The organism is Streptomyces scabichelini (assembly GCF_011045015.1).
Classification (GTDB): domain Bacteria; phylum Actinomycetota; class Actinomycetes; order Streptomycetales; family Streptomycetaceae; genus Streptomyces; species Streptomyces scabichelini.
The window spans coordinates 1-16981 of sequence record NZ_JAAKZY010000214.1 but is presented as its reverse complement, the minus strand read 5'-3'; the positions used below and the strand labels follow the sequence as shown (position 1 = coordinate 16981).

At 71.7% G+C, this 16981-nt stretch carries 16 protein-coding genes; 6 read left to right on the top strand and 10 right to left on the bottom strand.

The features are described from left to right. Nucleotides 1-430: 430 nt before the first annotated feature. From G5C60_RS41165 to G5C60_RS41155, 3 genes are all read right to left on the bottom strand, one after another. The gene (locus tag G5C60_RS41165; protein ID WP_165267637.1) at nucleotides 431-1054 is read right to left on the bottom strand and encodes a TetR/AcrR family transcriptional regulator; all 624 of its coding nucleotides are present in this window, start codon (nucleotides 1052-1054) and stop codon (nucleotides 431-433) included. Nucleotides 1055-1201: 147 nt separating this feature from the next. Next, nucleotides 1202-1861 carry a response regulator gene (locus tag G5C60_RS41160; RefSeq protein WP_165267635.1) on the bottom strand — a complete coding sequence of 220 codons (660 nt, stop codon included), beginning with the start codon at nucleotides 1859-1861 and terminating at the stop codon, nucleotides 1202-1204. Between the two features lies 1 nt (nucleotide 1862). After that, a complete protein-coding gene (locus G5C60_RS41155) occupies nucleotides 1863-3005 on the bottom strand; it encodes a sensor histidine kinase (protein WP_165267634.1) in 1143 nt (380 codons plus the stop codon). Between the two features lie 232 nt (nucleotides 3006-3237). Between G5C60_RS41155 and G5C60_RS41150 the strand changes: the two genes are divergently transcribed. Next, nucleotides 3238-3879 carry a hypothetical protein gene (locus G5C60_RS41150; RefSeq protein ID WP_165267632.1) on the top strand — a complete coding sequence of 214 codons (642 nt, stop codon included), beginning with the start codon at nucleotides 3238-3240 and terminating at the stop codon, nucleotides 3877-3879. A 45-nt stretch (nucleotides 3880-3924) separates the two neighbouring features. Here G5C60_RS41150 and G5C60_RS41145 read toward each other — a convergent pair whose 3' ends face one another. After that, on the bottom strand, nucleotides 3925-4863 hold the full coding sequence (locus tag G5C60_RS41145; protein WP_165267643.1) for an MmyB family transcriptional regulator: 939 nt from the start codon (nucleotides 4861-4863) through the stop codon (nucleotides 3925-3927). A 189-nt stretch (nucleotides 4864-5052) separates the two neighbouring features. Here G5C60_RS41145 and G5C60_RS41140 point away from each other — a divergent pair, with 189 nt between their 5' ends. Beyond that, nucleotides 5053-6075, top strand: a complete 1023-nt coding sequence (locus G5C60_RS41140) for a zinc-dependent alcohol dehydrogenase family protein (protein ID WP_165267630.1) — start codon at nucleotides 5053-5055, stop codon at nucleotides 6073-6075. Between the two features lie 137 nt (nucleotides 6076-6212). Then, nucleotides 6213-7106, top strand: a complete 894-nt coding sequence (locus tag G5C60_RS41135) for an MmyB family transcriptional regulator (protein WP_165267641.1) — start codon at nucleotides 6213-6215, stop codon at nucleotides 7104-7106. Here G5C60_RS41135 and G5C60_RS41130 read toward each other — a convergent pair. Next, entirely contained in the window at nucleotides 7057-9138 is a 2082-nt protein-coding gene (locus tag G5C60_RS41130; protein ID WP_165267628.1) for an aconitate hydratase, read from the bottom strand. The two genes, G5C60_RS41135 and G5C60_RS41130, sit on opposite strands and share 50 nt — an antisense overlap. Before the next feature lie 130 nt (nucleotides 9139-9268). On the opposite strand from G5C60_RS41130, the gene G5C60_RS41125 reads away from it, so the two are divergent. After that, nucleotides 9269-10681 carry an RtcB family protein gene (locus G5C60_RS41125; protein ID WP_165267626.1) on the top strand — a complete coding sequence of 471 codons (1413 nt, stop codon included), beginning with the start codon at nucleotides 9269-9271 and terminating at the stop codon, nucleotides 10679-10681. 27 nt (nucleotides 10682-10708) lie between these two features. Here the strand turns inward: G5C60_RS41125 and G5C60_RS41120 are convergent, their stop codons facing one another. After that, nucleotides 10709-11170 carry an archease gene (locus G5C60_RS41120; protein WP_165267624.1) on the bottom strand — a complete coding sequence of 154 codons (462 nt, stop codon included), beginning with the start codon at nucleotides 11168-11170 and terminating at the stop codon, nucleotides 10709-10711. A 240-nt stretch (nucleotides 11171-11410) separates the two neighbouring features. Beyond that, nucleotides 11411-11830, bottom strand: coding sequence for a CBS domain-containing protein (locus G5C60_RS41115; protein WP_165267622.1), 420 nt, complete (start codon nucleotides 11828-11830; stop codon nucleotides 11411-11413). 209 nt (nucleotides 11831-12039) lie between these two features. Here G5C60_RS41115 and G5C60_RS41110 point away from each other — a divergent pair, with 209 nt between their 5' ends. Both G5C60_RS41110 and G5C60_RS41105 read left to right on the top strand, forming a co-directional pair. Beyond that, on the top strand, nucleotides 12040-13407 hold the full coding sequence (locus G5C60_RS41110) for an erythromycin esterase family protein (RefSeq protein ID WP_241267443.1): 1368 nt from the start codon (nucleotides 12040-12042) through the stop codon (nucleotides 13405-13407). Nucleotides 13408-13442: 35 nt separating this feature from the next. Then, nucleotides 13443-14096: a phosphoribosyltransferase gene (locus tag G5C60_RS41105; protein WP_165267620.1), complete on the top strand. Its 654-nt coding sequence runs from the start codon at nucleotides 13443-13445 to the stop codon at nucleotides 14094-14096. 337 nt (nucleotides 14097-14433) lie between these two features. Here G5C60_RS41105 and thiI read toward each other — a convergent pair whose 3' ends face one another. The 3 genes from thiI to G5C60_RS53420 form a co-directional block, all read right to left on the bottom strand. Beyond that, complete coding sequence (thiI, locus tag G5C60_RS41100) at nucleotides 14434-15648, bottom strand: tRNA uracil 4-sulfurtransferase ThiI (protein WP_165267618.1); 1215 nt, start codon at nucleotides 15646-15648, stop codon at nucleotides 14434-14436. Nucleotides 15649-15781: 133 nt separating this feature from the next. Beyond that, the gene (locus tag G5C60_RS41095; RefSeq protein WP_165267616.1) at nucleotides 15782-16222 is read right to left on the bottom strand and encodes an SPW repeat protein; all 441 of its coding nucleotides are present in this window, start codon (nucleotides 16220-16222) and stop codon (nucleotides 15782-15784) included. Between the two features lie 314 nt (nucleotides 16223-16536). Further along, entirely contained in the window at nucleotides 16537-16665 is a 129-nt protein-coding gene (locus G5C60_RS53420) for a hypothetical protein (RefSeq protein ID WP_277611460.1), read from the bottom strand. Nucleotides 16666-16981 lie beyond the last annotated feature (316 nt).

Sequence of the window (16981 nt, the reverse complement as noted above, 5' to 3'; positions counted from 1 at the left end):
CGCCTGATCGCGGACAGGGGCGGCGGAGCGGGTGGCGGAGGCGGGCGGCGGAAGCGGAAGGGACGCCGGTCGGAGTCCGGCCACGTGACATGGGCCGATGCCGACCAGCGTCCTTGTCGATGGCCCGACTTTATCACTTGCTCAAGTCATGTGACCGAGTCATTCGACTGTTGTATGAGTCACTCTCGCCGTAAGCCCAGGTCACACTGCGATCGGGTGACTTTGTCTTTCGCCTGGCCGGGCTCACCGCGGCGCGAGAGCTCGTCGCGTCGACACCGGCGTCGGGTTCGCCCCGCTGAGGGATGTGACCAGCATTTTCGAGTTCCAGCTGGTCAGAGGCGCGGACGGCGGGGAGGCCACGCACGCCCGGCTGGCCAAACGGGCTCGGGCTCCCTCGTACGCGTACGAGGGAGCCCGAGCCCGTGTGCTGTCAGCTCGTCGGTACGGACACCAGCTCCAGCCGACCGCCGGCCATGGCCACCACGGCGGACACGAAGGCCTGGAGGCAGGTGTGCTCGGCCTCCTCGTCGGGGAGCGAGAGATGTTGCGTCGTGAGCCCGTCGAAGCCGGCGAGGAAGAAACGCGCGATCGTCTCCGCGGGCTGGGCGAGAGACTGACCGGTGCGTTCGGAAGCCTCGGTCACCAGTCGCGCCGTCACCTCGACCACCCCCCGGTGGTGGCTTACGAGAGCCTCGCTCAGGGCAGGGGTGCGGAGCGCGAAGTGGGTCAGTTCCGCGAGGAGTTGATGGCTGGCGGGCTGCTCACGCACTGTGCGCCACAGAGCGGCGGCCAGGGTGCTGACCGTCTCCTCGAACCCTGCGTCGGTCGGCGCGGCCCGCTCGACCTGTGCGATCAGATCCTGCGTGAGCTGCTCCATCACAGCCCGGTACAGCCCTTCCTTCGTGCCGAAGGTGTAGTGCACGGTGGCCTGGGCCACCCCCAGCTCGGCGGCGATGGCACGGGTACTCCCGGCCGCGACTCCTTCCCTCGTCATGAAGTCGATGGCCGCTTTGATCAGCTGAGGACGGCGCTCGGCCGCGGGAACGTGAGCCATGACCGCATCATACCGACTGAGTCCCATGAACCAGTCGCCCGAATGAGTCGGGCTGCGCTCAGGCAGATGCCGTGCCGGCGCGGCCGCTGAGGTCCGGTCCGCTCACGGCGGAGTGGCCGCGCGAGGGATTCACAACAGGCCAGGGATTCACAGCAGGCCGAGGTCCCGGGCGCGGAGGGCCGCCTGGGTGCGGTCGCGCAGGGCGAGGCGGGTGAGGATGCGGGAGACGTGGTTCTTGACCGTTCCCTCGCTGAGGTACAGCCGTGCGGCGATCTCCCGGTTGGTGTGGCCGTGTGCCAGGAGTCGCAGGATGTCGGTCTCGCGCGGGCTCAGTGAGACGGCGGGAGCCGCGTCGGCGGGGGAGGGGGACGGCAGGGCGGCGGTGAGGTGGCGGGCGACGGAGGAGTCGAGCTGGGTGACGCCGGCGTGTGCCAGGCGTACCGCGTGGGCGAGTTCCTCGGCGGGCAGGTCCTTGAGCAGGTAGCCGTGGGCTCCGGCACGCAGTGCCTGTACGACGTACTCCTCGTCGTCGAACGTCGTCAGCATCACCACCCGGCACTCCGGCGCCCGGCCGCGCAGGACGGCCACCGCCTCGACTCCGTCCATCTCCGGCATCCGGACGTCCATGAGGATGACGTCCGGGGCAAGCTCCAGGGCCTTCGCCACGGCGTCCCGGCCGTCCACGGCCGTACCGACGATCTCGATGCCCGGCCGGATGGACAGCAGGGAGGCGATGCCGTCCCGGATGAGCCGCTGGTCGTCCACCACCAGCACCCGTACAGGCGTCTGCGCCGGCTCCTGATCCATGTCACATCTCCCCCGTCTTCCCGCGCGGAACGGTCACCGTCAGCCGGGTACCGGCGCCCGGGCCGCTGTCGATCTCCACCCTCCCCGCCACCAGCTGCACCCGTTCCCTCATCCCGACCAGCCCGAACCCGGTGGCGGACGCGTCCGGCGCGAAGCCGCGGCCGTCGTCCGTCACCACCAGCCGCGCGGTGTCCCCGGCCAGCCGGACCGCCACCGTCACCCGCGAGGCCTGCGCATGGCGGCGCGCGTTGGTCACACCCTCCTGCGCGGCCCGGTACAGGGCGGTCAGCTCGGCCGTGCCGTAACCGTCCTCGTCGCCGCTCACCTCGACGGTGACCCGCGGTGGCGCCCCGCCGTCTCGCGCCAGGCCGGCCAGCGCGGCCGACAGCGCGGGGCGCGCCGCCTCGCCGCGCAGCGCGCGCACCGACTGCCGTACGTCGCCCAGCGCGAGCCGCACCGACTGCCTCGCCTCGTTCAGCGCCCGCTGGGCCGCGTCCGGGTCCAGGGCCCGGAAGTCCGAGGCCATCTCCAACTGCACCGACATCGCGGTGAGATGGTGACCGAGGCTGTCGTGGATGTCCCGGGCCAGCCGGTTGCGCTCGGTGGCGGCGGACAGCGCGGCGACCCGGGCGGCGTACTCCTGGAGTTCGAGCCGTGCGCGCTGCTCGCCGACGGCCACGGCGGCCATGGAGAGCGCCAGCACCAGGCCGACGGAGAGCATCAGCAGATCGGAGACGTGCTCCAGGTCGCGGTACCAGCCGGGTGCGGTCAGCACGTATGCGACGAGCGGCCCGGCCAGGCACAGCGCGCCCAGTACGAGCGCGGTCGTGCGGCCGAAGGCGAAGTAGGCGGTGAACGGCAGCAGCACGAACAGCACTTGGGACAGTCCCGAGACGTCGAGGAACACCACCGCGCCGATCAGACCGCACCGCGCCAGCAGCAACGGCACCCGGGCCGCGGGCCGGCGGCGTCCGACCGCCTCCAGAGCGAACAGCGCCCCGATCGCGGCGACGAACCCGACCGTCCGCCATACCGCCGGCCCCGGGCCGTCGCCCAGGCCGGCCGCCGTGTAGTACAGACCGCCGACGAGCACCGCGCCGTACAGCAGCGGCGCCACCCACCGCACGGGCACATACGCCGCCATGCGCACCCCCTCACCCGCTGTTGTCAGGCTAAGCCGAAGGCGGCCTCCGAGTGACCCCGGCGTGGAAACTCCGGCCGGGTCGGGCCGAACGGCACATGCCGAACGGCCGCATACCGCCCGGGAGATGGTGACCTCCGGCCACCGATGTCGCCGCCCTGCACCTCCCGTCGCCGGTCGCCCGCTCCCTACGTTTGCCGCCCTGACTCACTGTCCGAGCAACCGGAGCGGTCTCATGTCCTCGCCCGTCACCTCATCGACCCCCGTCACCTCATCGACGCCCATCACCTCATCGACAGTCCGTGCCGGCGCCCTGTGCGGGGTGCTGTCCGGACTGCTGCTCGCCCTGCCCTCGCTGATCGAGATATTCACCGGGGAAACCTCGGCGACCAGCGTCCCGCTCGCCCTCTCCCCGGCCTTCGCCCTGCCGCTGATCACCGCGCTGCACCGGCGGCAGAGTCCGGCCACCGGACGCTTCGGGGAGGTCGCCCACGCCGTGAACCTCATCGGTCTCGGCCTGTTCGGCGGTGCCGCGTTCGCCGCGAACCTGGTGCTGTTCTACTTCGACGACGACGTCCTGGACGAGACCCTGACCGGCCCCACGATCCCCGTGCTCATCGGCTCCGCGACCGTCTTCGCCGTGGGCTGCGCCCTGTTCGGGGCGGCCCTGCTCCGTGCCCGGGTCTTCCCAAGGATCCCGTCGTGGGGGTACGCCGTCGTCCTGCCGCTGTTCCCGTTCCTGACCTCGCTGCCGGAGTCCCTGCTCACGAGCTCGCTGCACATCCTGGTCGGCGTCATCCTGATCTGGCTCTCCGTCGCGCTGTCGCACACTTCGCGGACCGGGGAGACGCCGGAGGTGCCGCACTTCACCGCCTGACCGATGCCTCCGGACTTCGCCGCCTGACCGACGCCTCCGGCGGGATCAGCTACGCCGCTGGAGGCGGTCGCCAGGGGCGGCCCCGTCTTGGGAGGCCCCGTCTTGGGAGGCCCCGTCTTGAGAGGCCCCGTCCTGGGAGGCGGCCCAGGAGGCGAGGAGGTGCAGGGCTTCTGCGGAGGGTGAGCCCGGTTCGGCGGTGTAGATGAGGAGCGAGAGACCGGGTTCGTCGTCCACGGACGAACCGTGCCAGGCGAGGGTGAGGTCGCCGACGACCGGGTGGTGGAAGCGTTTGACGCCGGTGCCGTGACGGCGCACGTTGTGGGCCCCCCAGCGGGTGCGGAAGGCGTCACTGCGGGTGGACAGCTCGCCCACCAGGTCGTGGAGGTCCTTGTCGTGCGGGTTGCGGCCGGCCTCGGTGCGCAGCACGTCCACCGTCATGTCGGCGATGAGGTCCCAGTCCGGGTAGAAGCGGCGGGCCGCCGGGTCGAGGAACTGGAAACGGGCCATGTTCGGCGGCTGGGTGTCACTGTCGTACATGTCGGCGAAGAAGGCGCGGGCGAGCTGGTTGGCGGCGAGCAGGTCCAGGCGGCCGTTCGTCACGAACGCGGGCCCGGCGGTGACGGCGTCCAGGGCCCACTGCAGGCTCTTGGGCAGGGCCCGCTGCCGGCTGGAACGTGACCGGGGGCGGGCCAGTATGTCGGAGCCTTCCTGCGCCTGGGCCAGGTGGAGCAGGTGCGCCCGTTCGACCTCGTCCAACTGGAGTGCGCGGGCGACCGATTCGAGCACCGCGGGGGAGACACCGGCCAGGTTGCCGCGCTCCAGCTTGCCGTAGTAGTCGACGCTGACGTCGGCCAGCGTGGCGACCTCGCTGCGGCGCAGTCCGGGCACGCGGCGTCGGCTGCCGGCCGGCAGCCCGGCCTGCTCCGGGGTGATCTTGGCTCTCCGCGAGGTGAGGAACTCGCGGACTTCGTCGCGGTTGTCCACACCCCGACCGTACGCCGCCCGCTCGGCCGTAGGGATGTACTGCCAGTACATGGTTCAACAGCAACTGGTTGACCGCCCGGAACACCGGTTACCTGGATGCCGTGGCACCCAGCCTCACCCGGCCGTCCGTCCATCCGTTCACCCGTCCATCCGACGCGGCCGGTCCCCTCGTATGCAAGGAGCAACCCCATGCGCGGTGTCGTGATGCACGCCCCCGGCGACTTCCGGGTGGAGGAGCGCGAAGACCCGAAGATCCTCGAACCCACGGACGCGGTCATCCGAGTGGCGGCGGCCTGTGTGTGCGGCTCGGACCTGTGGCCCTACCGCGGGGCCGAGCCCTTCGAGGCACGCTCCCCGATCGGCCACGAGTACGTGGGCGTGGTGGAGGAGGTCGGCAGCGCCGTCACGACCGTCGAGCCCGGCCAGTTCGTCGTCGGCGGCTTCTCCGCCTCGGACAACACCTGCGCCAACTGCCGTGCCGGCTACCAGACCTCCTGCGTCCGGCGCGAGTGGATGAACGCGATGGGCGCCCAGGCGGAGCGGCTGCGGGTCCCGCTCGCCGACGGCACGCTCGTCGCGACTCCGGACACGCCCGACGCCGACTTGATCCCGAGCCTGCTGACCGCCTCCGACGTGCTCGGCACCGGCTGGTTCGCGGCCGTCGCCGCCCAGGCAGGTCCCGGCAAGACGGTCGCCGTGGTCGGCGACGGGGCGGTCGGCCTGCTCGGCGTGCTCGCCGCCAGGCAGCTCGGCGCGGAGCAGGTCATCGCCATGAGCCGCCATGCCTCCCGCCAGAAGCTGGCCCTGGAGTTCGGCGCGACCGACATCGTCACCGAGCGCGGCGACGCAGGCGTGGAGAAGATCAAGGAGCTGACCGGCGGCCTGGGCGCGCACTCGGTGATCGAGGCGGTCGGCACCCAGGAGTCGATGCTGCAGGCGATCCGCTCCACCCGGCCCGGCGGCCATGTCGGCTACGTCGGTGTCTCCCACGACGTCACGCTCGACGGCCAGGAGCTGTTCTTCTCCCACGCGCACCTGCACGGCGGCCCGGCCCCGGTCCGCCAGTACCTGCCGCAGCTGATCGACCTGATCTGGACGAGGCAGATCGACCCGGGCAAGGTCTTCGACCTCACCCTCCCCCTCGACCAGGCCGCCGACGCCTACCGGGCGATGGACGAACGCCGCGCCGTCAAGGTCCTGCTGAAGCCCTGACCAGCACCTTGCCGCGTCCCTTGCTCGTCCGAAGCCCGGACCGGGCATCCCTTGCGAAAGGACGGCATGTGCGTGAGCGACGAGATGAGATACGGCCACTTGGTCCGCTCCGGTCTGCCGGTCTGCCGGTCGGCCGTATCGGCCTCGGGACGCCCGGCAACCGCGCCGACATCCGGGACTTCCTCGCCGGCCGACGAGCCAGGATCACCCCGGAGCAGGTCGGACTGCCCACCAGCGGCCGACGCCGGGTGCCAGGGCTGCGGCGCGAGGAGGTCGCCCGGCTGGCCTCCATCAGCACCGACTACTACACCCGGGTTGAGCAGGGACGCATGCAGGCGTCCGCCTCCGTCCTGGAAGCGGTCGCCCGGGCCCTGCAACTGGACGAGGACGAGCGCAGGTACCTGTTCGACCTGGCCCGGGCGGCCGGTCCCGCCCGGCGCGCACCTCGCCGCCGCGGGGACATCGAGGTGCCGCCCTCCGTCCAGTGGATGCTCGACTCCATGACGAAGTCGTCGGCCTTCGTACGCAACGGCCGCATGGACGTTATCGCCCACAATGCACTGTTCCGGACCCTGTACGCGCCGATGTTCGACAGCGACCGCGACACCACCGACCGGCGCGGCCGGCCGAACATCGCCCGCTACATCTTCCTCGATCCGGGCTCAGCCGATCTGTTCGTCGACTGGGAGGCCGCCGCCGTGACGACCGTCGCGCTGCTGCGCGCCGAAGCCGGCCGCGAACCCCGCGACCGGGCCCTGCGCGAGCTCGTCGGCGAACTGTCCACGCTCAGCGCCCAGTTCCGCACCCAGTGGGCCGCGCACCACGTCCGCATCCGCCACCACGGCGTCAAGCGGCTGCACCACCCCGAGGTCGGGCGCCTGGAGCTTGTCTACCGGTCCATGGACCTGCCGCTGTCCGACCGCACCGTGTACGACCTGACCGTTTACACCGCCGAGCCCGGCACGTCCTCCGAAGACCGGCTCAAGCTCCTCGCCGACCACGCGGCGGCCCAGTCGCGAGCGCCGGGATGACACCGCCCGCGAGTACGGCCTGGCGCTGGCGGGGGGAGAGGTGGTGGTGCAGGCGGTACGTCTCGTTGCGGGTGGTGTTGTGGGCGGCGAGGGTCCGAGGGGCGTCGGGGGCGAACGCGGCGTGCAGGTCGTCGAGGCGTACGCGGTCGCCGGGCTGGATGTGGGCATAGTCCGCCGGGTTGTCGAACTCCAGGGCCAGGACACCGAAGTTGGCGAGGTTCTGCCAGTGGATGCGTGCGAAGGAGACGGCGAGGACGGCTCGTAGACCGAGGTGGCGCAGGGTGATCGCGGCGTGTTCGCGGGAGGAGCCCTGGCCCCAGTTCTCGCCGGCGACGATGAGATGGCCCCCATGGCCCCCATCGCCCTCGCGGCCGCCGCCGTCGCGGAGTTCGGCGGCGCGGCGAGGGTAGTCGGGGTCCAGGCGGGTCAGGGTGAACTCGGCGAGTTTGGGGATGTTGGAGCGGTACGGGAGCGCCTTGGCCCCGGCCGGGGAGATCTCGTCGGTGGAGACGTGGTCGCCCGCCTTGAAGAGGACCGGGACATCGAGGGCGTCCGGCAAGGGGGCCAGGTCGGGCAGGGCGGAGATGTTCGGGCCGCGCTCCAGGGGAACCTTCGCGGCCTCGTCCGGCGGCAGGGGCGGTTCCAGCATGGCGGTGTTGACCGTGGCGCGCTCGGGCAGGTCCAACTCCGGGTAGGGCACGTCGTGTTCGGCGGCCCAGTCGCGTGGATCGGTGATCATGCCCGTGAGCGCGGAGGCGGTCGCCGTCTCCGGTGAGCAGAGCCAGACCGCGTCGTCCTCGGTGCCGGAGCGGCCGGGGAAGTTACGGGGGAACGTACGCAGTGAGTTGCGTCCGGCGGCGGGGGCCTGGCCCATGCCGATGCAGCCCAGGCAGCCCGACTGGTGCAGCCGCGCACCGGCCGACAGGAGGTCGAAGGTCGCCCCCGTCCGCGTAAGGTCCTGAAGGATTTCGCGGGACGTGGGGTTGACGTCGAAGCTCACGCCCGGCGCTGTCTGACGGCCGCGGGCCATGGCGGCGGCGACGGCGAAGTCGCGCAGGCCGGGGTTGGCCGAGGAGCCGATCACGGCCTGGCCGATCGGCTCGCCCGACGCCTCGCGTACGGGAACGACGTTGCCGGGGGACGTCGGCTTGGCGATCAGCGGCTGGAGGGTGGAGAGGTCGATCTCCTCGTCGAGGTCGTAGCGGGCATCGGGCTCGGCGGTGAGGCCGGTGAAGTCCTGCTCGCGGCCCTGGGTGCGCAGGAAATCGCGTACGGCGGAGTCGGCGGGGAAGACGGTGGTCGTGGCACCCAGTTCGGCGCCCATGTTCGCGATGACGTGGCGGTCCATCGCGGTCAGTCCGGCCAGGCCAGGGCCGTGGTACTCCAGGATGCGGCCCACTCCGCCCTTGACCCCGTGGCGGCGCAGCAGTTCGAGGATGACGTCCTTGGCGCTGACCCACTCGGGCAGGGCGCCGGTCAGCCGGATCCCCCAGATTTCCGGCATCCGCAGATACAGCGGACGCCCGGCCATCGCCAGCGCGACCTCCAGGCCGCCGACGCCGATGGCCAGCATGCCCAGGGAGCCGGCGGCGCAGGTGTGCGAGTCGGAGCCGGCCAGGCTCCTGCCGGGAAGGCCGAAGTGCTGCATGTGGGTGGGGTGCGAGACGCCGTTGCCGGGCTTGGAGTACCAGACGCCGTAGCGCCGGGCGGCCGAGCGCAGGAAGACATGGTCCTCGGCGTTGCGCTCGTCGGCCTGCAGCAGGTTGTGGTCGACGTACTGCACGCTGACCTCGGTGTGCACCCGGTCCAGGCCGAGCGCCTCCACCTCCTGCATCACCAGCGTGCCGGTGGCGTCCTGGGTGAGGGTCTGGTCGACCCGCAGACCGATCTCCTCTCCCGGGACCATGCGCCCCTCCACCAGGTGCTCCTCGATGAGCTGGTGCGCCACCGTGCGGCCAGAGCCGACCACACCGCCGGAGCCCACCGAGCCGCCGGAGCCGGCCGTGCTCCCGGAGCTCCCTTCCGTGACCATCCCTGACGACCTCCCGTACATGGATGGGGATCACCGGATTCCTCGAACGGGCCCCGGGTACCCGCTGCGTACGGCGCACACCCCGACGCACGCCCGACGCACACCCGAAGCGAACCCCCGGGAGGCCGTCATGGAACTCGTCGAGGAACGTCCCTACCGCTTCCGGATCGAACCGCGGGGCGACATGCGCGTGCCCGGGATCGTGTTCGCGTCCCGGGAGCTGCTGGAGGACGCCGAGCAGTCGCTGGAGCAGGTCGTCAACGTGGCCACGCTGCCGGGCATCGTCGGCGCCTCGTACGCCATGCCGGACATCCACTGGGGCTACGGCTTCCCCATCGGCGGCGTGGCGGCGACCGACGTGGCCGACGGCGGTGTCGTCTCACCCGGCGGGGTCGGCTTCGACATCTCCTGCGGGGTGCGGCTGCTGGCCGCCGACGGCGACCGGCAGTCGCTGGAGCCCGCCCTGCCCGACGTCATGGACGCCCTGGACCGGGCGATCCCGCGCGGCGCGGGCCCCGGCGGAGTATGGCACCTGAGCAGCCCCGGGGAACTGGAGCGGATCCTGGACGGCGGCTCCCGGTACGCCGTCGAGCGGGGCCACGGCGAGGAACGTGACCTGACCCGCTGCGAGGACGGCGGCGCGGTGGCCGACGCCGACGGGGCGCAGGTGAGCGGGCGGGCGCGGGAACGCGGCCTCGGCCAGGTCGGCAGCCTCGGGTCCGCCAACCACTTCCTGGAGGTCCAGCAGGTCGCCGAGGTGTACGACGAGCGGGTCGCCGCCGCCTTCGGACTCGCCCGCGACCAGGTGTGCGTGATGATCCACTGCGGCTCGCGGGGGCTCGGGCACCAGATCTGCACCGACCACGTACGGGCGATGGACCGGGCCATGAACCGGTACGGCATCTCCGTGCCCGACCGGCAGCTGGCCTGCACCCCGGTCGACTCGCCGGAGGGGCGGGCCTACCTCGGCGCGATGGCCGCGGCCGCCAACTACGGCCGCGCCAACCGCCAGTTGCTGTCCGACGCGACCCGGCGGATCTTCCACCGCGCGGCCCGCACAGGGCTCTCTCTCGTGTACGACGTGTCCCACAACCTCGCCAAGATCGAGACCCACACGGTGGACGGGACGCGCCGCGAACTGTGCGTGCACCGCAAGGGCGCGACCCGGGCCTTCCCGCCCGGGCATCCGGAACTCCCCGAGGACATAAGGGAGTTCGGCCAGCCGGTGCTGATCCCCGGCACCATGGGCACCGCCTCGTACGTACTGGCCGGAGTGCCCGGCGGCGACGCGTTCCACTCCACCTGCCACGGCGCGGGCCGGGTGATGAGCCGCCACCAGGCCGCACGTGCGGTCGGCGGGAAGGAACTGCGGGCCCGGCTGGAACGGGGCGGTATCGCGGTACGCCCGCGGTCGCTGCGCGGGCTGGCGGAGGAGACACCGGAGGCGTACAAGGACGTGAGCGCGGTGGTGGAGGCGAGCGAGGGCGCGGGGCTGTGCCGTACGGTCGCGCGGTTGGTTCCGCTGGGGGTCGTGAAGGGGTAACGCTGTGTTTTTTGAGGCTCGTACGCCTCATACATCGACCGTCACCGTGCACGACCAGCCGTAAGGGCCCGGCCCGATGTGGAGTTCGTGCCAGGAGACGGCCTTCGGTACGGCGCCCGTGATCTCCACGGCCGACAGGTCGGCGACCGCCAGCCGTACGTCGACGGCGGCGCCGGGCGTGTCCGTCTCCAGCTCGACGTCCACGGGGACCTGGCCCGGTACTTCGAGGCGGTAGACGACCTCGTCGAGGAGCGCGGCCAGGAGGTCGTCGTCGCTGGGCTCGGACAACTGCGCCCGCTGGACCGCGGTCGGCCGTACGGCGGAGATGTCGGCGAAGCAGTCGACCATCGCGTGTACGGCTTCGACCAGGCAGTTCTCCCGGGTCGTGCCCCATGCCTCGATCCGCACGTCGGCGGTGTGCGGCACCAGCCGGTGGCCGCTCTCGCCCTGCGCGCGGGCCTCCCTGTCGTCGTAAGTCTCGCCGACCATGTCCGCCTGTTCGCTCCGCGTGGGGTGGGGTTCCCTGAGCGGCTGCCTGGTTGGTGTGGTTTTTGGGGATGCGGGTTCGTTGTGGCTTGTCGCGCAGTTCCCCGCGCCCCTGACGGGGCGCTGGTCGCGCCCCACGCGGCGGAGCCGCACATTGATACAGCCCCCCGCCCGTACGGGGCGCGGCCCCCGTGCCCGTACGGGGCGCGGGGGCCGCCAGGCGCCCCAGCACCATGACGTGAACTACTTGTTCGGTTCCGCCGCGCTGATGTCGGCCAGTGCGGAGCGCGGGTCGCGTTCGACGGCCAGGTCGCCGATGCTGAGGGCGCCGACCAGGTGGCCCTCCTCGACCACGGGCAGCCGCCGCAGGGCGTGCTCGCGCATCAGCTGTACGGCCCGGTCGATGTCGTCCTGCGGGGAGACGGTGACCAGGTCGGTGCTGCAGATCTCGCGGACGGTGGTGGCGGCGGGGTCCCGGTCCTCGGCGATGGCCCGGATCACCAGGTCGCGATCGGTCACCAGGCCGCGTACGTTGTCCGCCTCCGTGACGATGACATCGCCGATGTTCTTCTCCCGCATGAGCCTGGCGACCTCGGGGATCGGAGTCTGCTCGGTCACCGTCACCGGGTCCGCTGTCATGACTTCCCGGACGTGCTGCGCCATGGCTACCTCCGTGTGCCTTCCGGGATGAGCACCGGCAACGTGGCTGATCAGCCGGTGCCCGGTGGATCGGCGAGTACCCGGCGGATGTTCCTCCATGCACGCGTGAGGACCCGGTCGCTCGGGTACTCGGAGGCACTGATCACAGAAGGCCGAGGCCCTGATCACGGAAGGCCCGCGCAGGGCGAGCGCACGCGTTGGAGGGGTGGGAGATGACTTCGACGACCTCTGTCGCAGCCGGTACGGACGATGCGCGGCGCATGCGCCGGGACGCGCTGCCGCTGACCGGCCCCGACTCGCTGGACGTACTGCTGGACCGCATCGGCGACGCCCGTTACGTACTGCTGGGCGAGGCGACGCACGGCACCGCCGAGTACTACCGGCTGCGGGCCCAGCTGACCCGCAGGCTGATCGAGGAGCGGGGCTTCTCCTTCGTGGCCGTGGAGGGCGACTGGCCGGACTGTCTGGCCCTGCACTGCTCGGTCACCTGCGCGCCGGGTGCCCCCAAGGACCCCCGGGAGGTGCTGGAGGACTTCCGCCGCTGGCCGACGTGGCTGTGGGCGAACACCGAGGTGGTCGCGTTCACGCGCTGGCTGCGCGACCACAACGCCCGGCTGCCGAGCGAGCGGCGGGCCGGCTTCTTCGGCCTGGACGTGTACAGCCTGTGGGAGTCGCTGCACGCCGTCCTCGACCACCTGCGCGTCCACGATCCGGACCTGGTCGACCGCGCCCTGGAGGCGTACCGCTGCTTCGAGCCGTACGCCGAGGACCCTCAGTCGTACGCCCTGGCCACCGAGCTGGTGCCGCACGGCTGTGAGCCGGAGGTGGTCGAACTGCTCACCGGGCTCCGCCGCCGCGCGGAGCAGGTCGCGCCCGTGACGGGCACCTTCGCGGAGTTCGCCGCCCGGCAGAACGCGGAGGTGCTGGCCGGGGCCGACCGCTACTACCGGGCGATGCTGCGCGGCGGCCCCGAGTCGTGGAACATCCGCGACCGCCACATGGCCGACACCCTCGACCGGCTCATGGAGCAGCACGGTCCGGACGCCAAGGCGGTGGTCTGGGAGCACAACACGCACATCGGCGACGCCCGCGCCACCGACATGGCCGACGCGGGCATGGTCAACGTCGGACAACTGGCCCGCGAGCGGCACCTGGTGGAGGGTGTGGTGCTGGTCGGCTTCGGCTCGTACGAGGGCACGGTGATCGCCGCCGAACGGTGGGGTGCCCGGCCCGCCGTGCTGCCCGTACCGCCCGCCCGGGACGGCAGCGTCGAGGAGGCCATGCACCGGGCGCTGCCCGGCCATCGCTCCCTGTTCGTCTTTCCGCCGGGGCCCGTCCACGGCCGGCCCCTGCACGACGAGCACGGCTGGATCGCGGAGGAGCGCGCCCACCGGGCGATCGGCGTCGTCTACGAGCCCGAGCACGAGCGGTGGGGCAACTACGTGCCCACTGTCCTCGGCGAACGCTACGACGCCTTCTGCTTCCTCGACCGCACCCATGCCCTGACCCCGCTGCACGCCTACACCGCCACCGACGAGGCCATCACGGGTGAGGAGGACACCTGGCCCAGCGGACGGTAGCCCCCGGACGAACAGACAGAGAGAAGGCAGGCATCATGCGATTCCAGAGCCGTCGGCAGGCGGGGCAGGACCTCGCTGCCGCACTGCTGCAACGGGCGGAGGGCGGCGGCTTCGCCGACCCCCTCGTGCTGGCCCTGCCCCGCGGCGGTGTCCCCGTCGCGGCGGAGATCGCGCACGCCCTGCACGCGCCCCTGGACGTGCTGGTGGTCCGCAAGATCAGCGCACCGGGTCAGCCGGAGGCCGGCGTCGGCGCGGTCGTGGGTGAGGATCCGCCCGTGTTCGACCAGGAGTCCCTGGTGCTCCTGGACATGACGGAGTACCAGTTCACCGAGGCCGTCGGCCGGCAGCGCGCCGAGATCCGCCGCCTTGAGGATCTCTACCGGGAGGGGCGGTCCGCTCCCCGCGTGCAGGGTCGGACGGTGATCCTCGTCGACGACGGGCTCGCCACCGGTGTCACCGCCCGCGCGGCCCTCCTCCACCTGCGCCGCCGGGAGCCCGCTCGGCTGGTGCTCGCCGTACCGGTGTGCTCCGGGCTCGGTGTCATACGGCAGCACGAGGCGGACGACGTGGTCTGCCTGCATCAGCCGGAGCACTTCTATGCCGTGGGGGAGTGGTACGTGGACTTTGAGCAGCTTGCCGATCAGGAGGTGATCGACACGCTGCGCAGTGTCCCTGCAGCCGGGGGTTGAGCGGTTGGGTTCGTTGTCGGCTGCGGGTGTGTGGGTGGCTGGTCGCGCAGTTCCCCGCGCCCCTGGGGTCCGGTGGGTGGGTCGGGGTCGTGGGCCGGTGCGTCAGCCCGTCGCAGGGTGGGCATACGGCCCGGTGGTGGTACACGGTGCGGGTGGCCTGAGAACGAACCTACGCGACGGGCATACGACGCACCGACCCACGCCCCCTCCCGCCGGTGGGAGGGTGCGGGTAGTTGGGGGTGCGGGCTTTCTCCGGGCGCGGTGAGCCGCAGGCTTTTTAGGGGCGCGGGGAACTGCGCGACCAGCCACGACGCACCCGCAGTCGAGACACGACCTGTCACCCCCCGGAGGGATCCGGTCGAAGCGGACGAGCCTTCTCCACCAGCTCGCCCACCAGCTCGTTCACGTCCAACCGGCTTTCCAAGCGGGCGAGTTGGCCCGGCGTGCTGCGCGTGGCGACAGACGGCGGCACCAGCAGCGCGCAGCAGTCCTCGTCCGGGAGGCGGGAGATCTCCGCGGTGCCGAGCCGGGCGGCCTCCGTGAGGATCTCCTCCTTGTCCCAGGCCAGCAGCGGCCGCAGCACGGGGAGCGTGGCGGCCTCTTCGACCGTGGCCAGGTTGGCCAGGGTCTGGCTGGACACCTGGCCGAGGCTGTCCCCGGTGACCAGGGCCTGCGCGCCACCCCGGCGGGCGAGCCGATCGGCGGTGCGCACCATGAGCCGCCGCTGGGCGACCACCTGAAGACCACCCGCCCCGGCCGTGGCCAGCGCGCGCTGCGCCTGCCCCAGCGGAACCAGCCACAGCACACCCGCCTCGCCCTGGAACCGGGCCAGCCGCCGCGTCAGCGCGTACGCCTTGTACGCCGAGGCAGGACCGGTCAGCGGAGCCCCGGTGAAGTGCACGAAGTCGCAGGCCAGCCCGCGTCGCATCGCACGGTACGCGGCCACGGGGGAGTCGAAGCCGCCCGACATCAGCACGAGCGCCCGCCCGCTGCTGCCCACCGGAAGGCCGCCCTGCCCGCGATGGCGCTCCACGCAGACGAGGATCTCGGCCCGGTCCACCTCGACGGCCACCTCGACCTGCGGCTCGCTCAGGTCGACCGGCCAGCCGAGTTCCGCCTGGATCCGGGCACCCACGCGGTCGGCCAGTTGTGTCGAGGTGAGCGGGAAGTCCTTGTTCCGGCGCCGGGCCCGTACCGCGAAGGTGGCCGCCGTGCCGTCGGGGCGCAGCGTCCGTGCCAGGTCCACCGCGGCGGAGGAGGCGGCCTCGGGCGTACGGTCCACCCGCAGCGCGGGCTGCACCACGCTGATGCCGATCAACTCCCGGGCTCGTACCAGGAATTCCCGCTGGGTACGGGCCTGCTGCCGGGGTTCGTCGGAGTACTCGGCCGCCGAGAGGATCAGGGCGCCCCGGCGGCGTCGTATCCGTACCGGGAAGCCGGCGTCCGACAGGGCGTGGCGCAGGTTGTGCACCAGCTGCCGCTCGAAGCGTTCTTTGTTGCGTCCCTTGAGGGCCAGTTCGCCGTACTTGAGCAGGACGCACGGTTGCCGCATCGCGTTCTCACCCCGTGGGCTCTGGTGGCGATGCGCCGGACCGACGGGTCGGCCGGCGCATCGCCCGCGTTGACCTCCATGCCCCCAGGGTGGCGGAACGCTCCGCTGGAAGGACAGTCCGGAAACCGGGTGCTCAGACCGGCGGCCGCGCGCCCCCTCGCATACGTCCGAGCCCGGATGTCGCGACGCCCATGATCAGCGCCAGGGCGCCGACGATCACGTTGCTGGTCACGGTCCTGGTGGTGTCCATCTCTCCCGAGATGACCCATGGCGCGATGACCGTCCAGGCGCCGATCGCCGCCGCGGCCCAGCTCATGCCGTACGTGCGCTCGTAGACCGACCCGAACCCAAGGGCGAGGACCGTCAGGGCGAGGCCTGTGACCAGGTTGTTCACGGTCAGGTTGGTGAGGTTGCTGAAACCGGCGATCCACGGGGAGATCGCCAGGTAGAGGCCCGTCAGCAGGCTCAGGACCTCGATGCCCTGTGCGATCGGACTGGCCGACGCCTCGGCGTACCGAGCGCGCAGGGTCATCAGATCAGGGTGCTCCTCGATCCTGGATGAGCCAGTGGCCATGGGGCCCACCTCCTTCGCTCGCTGCTCGCTGACATTGCGAAGCTCGCTGACATTGCGAATCACCCCCCGATTAACCAGCGGGGCGAGGCCTAATCCCCAGGGGAGGCGGGCTCTCGAGCCCTGGCTGGTCCCTGCCCGGCTCCGAACCCGGCGCAGAACGCGGCGCCGCGAACGACCTGAGTCGGCTGGTGCGCAGCCCCCGGCTCAGTTCCCGCGCGAACTCCTCGATCAGTGCCTGCGGTTCGCCCATCGGGGACAGGGGAGAGCGCGGGGGGAGCTGTGACTGTGACGCGTCCCCCGGCTCCGGCTGCCGTTCAGCCATGACTCACGCTCGCTTCCTGGTCGAGTTCGCGGCTGATCTGCTCGGCCCAGGTGTCGAGGGCCTTCCAGCCGCGGTGGTCGCCGTACCCCCAGAAGTGGATCAGCGTACGGAATCCGGGCATTTGGCGCGGCTCGACCCGCCGTGGGCCGGGCGGGGGAGCGAAGTGACGGCTTCGTCGGCGCGACGGTGGGCCGGACGAAGCGTCGAGCTGTGGAACAAGGCGGTGCCGAGCAAAGCGGTGCGGGACGGTGCCGGACAGGACGGTGCAGAACAAGGCGGTGCCGGACAGGACCGTGCCGGACAGGACAAGACAGGACGGTGCGGTGTCGGGCCGGGGCATCGACAGGTTAGGCACCGGAGGTGGCCACAGGAAAGACGGCTGTCGGCCACGGGCGAGCGGAAGCGTTACGCCCCGCCCAACCACCCCGCACCAGCCG

Excerpts from the sequence above, each read along its gene's own strand:
- G5C60_RS41125 (WP_165267626.1), top strand. The coding sequence starts at position 9,269 with ATGGAACTCGTCGAGGAACGTCCCTACCGCTTCCGGATCGAACCGCGG.
- G5C60_RS41095 (WP_165267616.1), bottom strand. The coding sequence starts at position 16,222 with ATGGCCACTGGCTCATCCAGGATCGAGGAGCACCCTGATCTGATGACC.
- G5C60_RS41150 (WP_165267632.1), top strand. The coding sequence starts at position 3,238 with ATGTCCTCGCCCGTCACCTCATCGACCCCCGTCACCTCATCGACGCCC.
- G5C60_RS41140 (WP_165267630.1), top strand. The coding sequence starts at position 5,053 with ATGCGCGGTGTCGTGATGCACGCCCCCGGCGACTTCCGGGTGGAGGAG.
- G5C60_RS41110 (WP_241267443.1), top strand. The coding sequence starts at position 12,040 with ATGACTTCGACGACCTCTGTCGCAGCCGGTACGGACGATGCGCGGCGC.
- G5C60_RS41115 (WP_165267622.1), bottom strand. The coding sequence starts at position 11,830 with ATGGCGCAGCACGTCCGGGAAGTCATGACAGCGGACCCGGTGACGGTG.
- G5C60_RS41105 (WP_165267620.1), top strand. The coding sequence starts at position 13,443 with ATGCGATTCCAGAGCCGTCGGCAGGCGGGGCAGGACCTCGCTGCCGCA.
- G5C60_RS41160 (WP_165267635.1), bottom strand. The coding sequence starts at position 1,861 with ATGGATCAGGAGCCGGCGCAGACGCCTGTACGGGTGCTGGTGGTGGAC.
- thiI (WP_165267618.1), bottom strand. The coding sequence starts at position 15,648 with ATGCGGCAACCGTGCGTCCTGCTCAAGTACGGCGAACTGGCCCTCAAG.
- G5C60_RS53420 (WP_277611460.1), bottom strand. The coding sequence starts at position 16,665 with ATGCCCGGATTCCGTACGCTGATCCACTTCTGGGGGTACGGCGACCAC.
- G5C60_RS41165 (WP_165267637.1), bottom strand. The coding sequence starts at position 1,054 with ATGGCTCACGTTCCCGCGGCCGAGCGCCGTCCTCAGCTGATCAAAGCG.
- G5C60_RS41130 (WP_165267628.1), bottom strand. The coding sequence starts at position 9,138 with ATGGTCACGGAAGGGAGCTCCGGGAGCACGGCCGGCTCCGGCGGCTCG.
- G5C60_RS41155 (WP_165267634.1), bottom strand. The coding sequence starts at position 3,005 with ATGGCGGCGTATGTGCCCGTGCGGTGGGTGGCGCCGCTGCTGTACGGC.
- G5C60_RS41120 (WP_165267624.1), bottom strand. The coding sequence starts at position 11,170 with ATGGTCGGCGAGACTTACGACGACAGGGAGGCCCGCGCGCAGGGCGAG.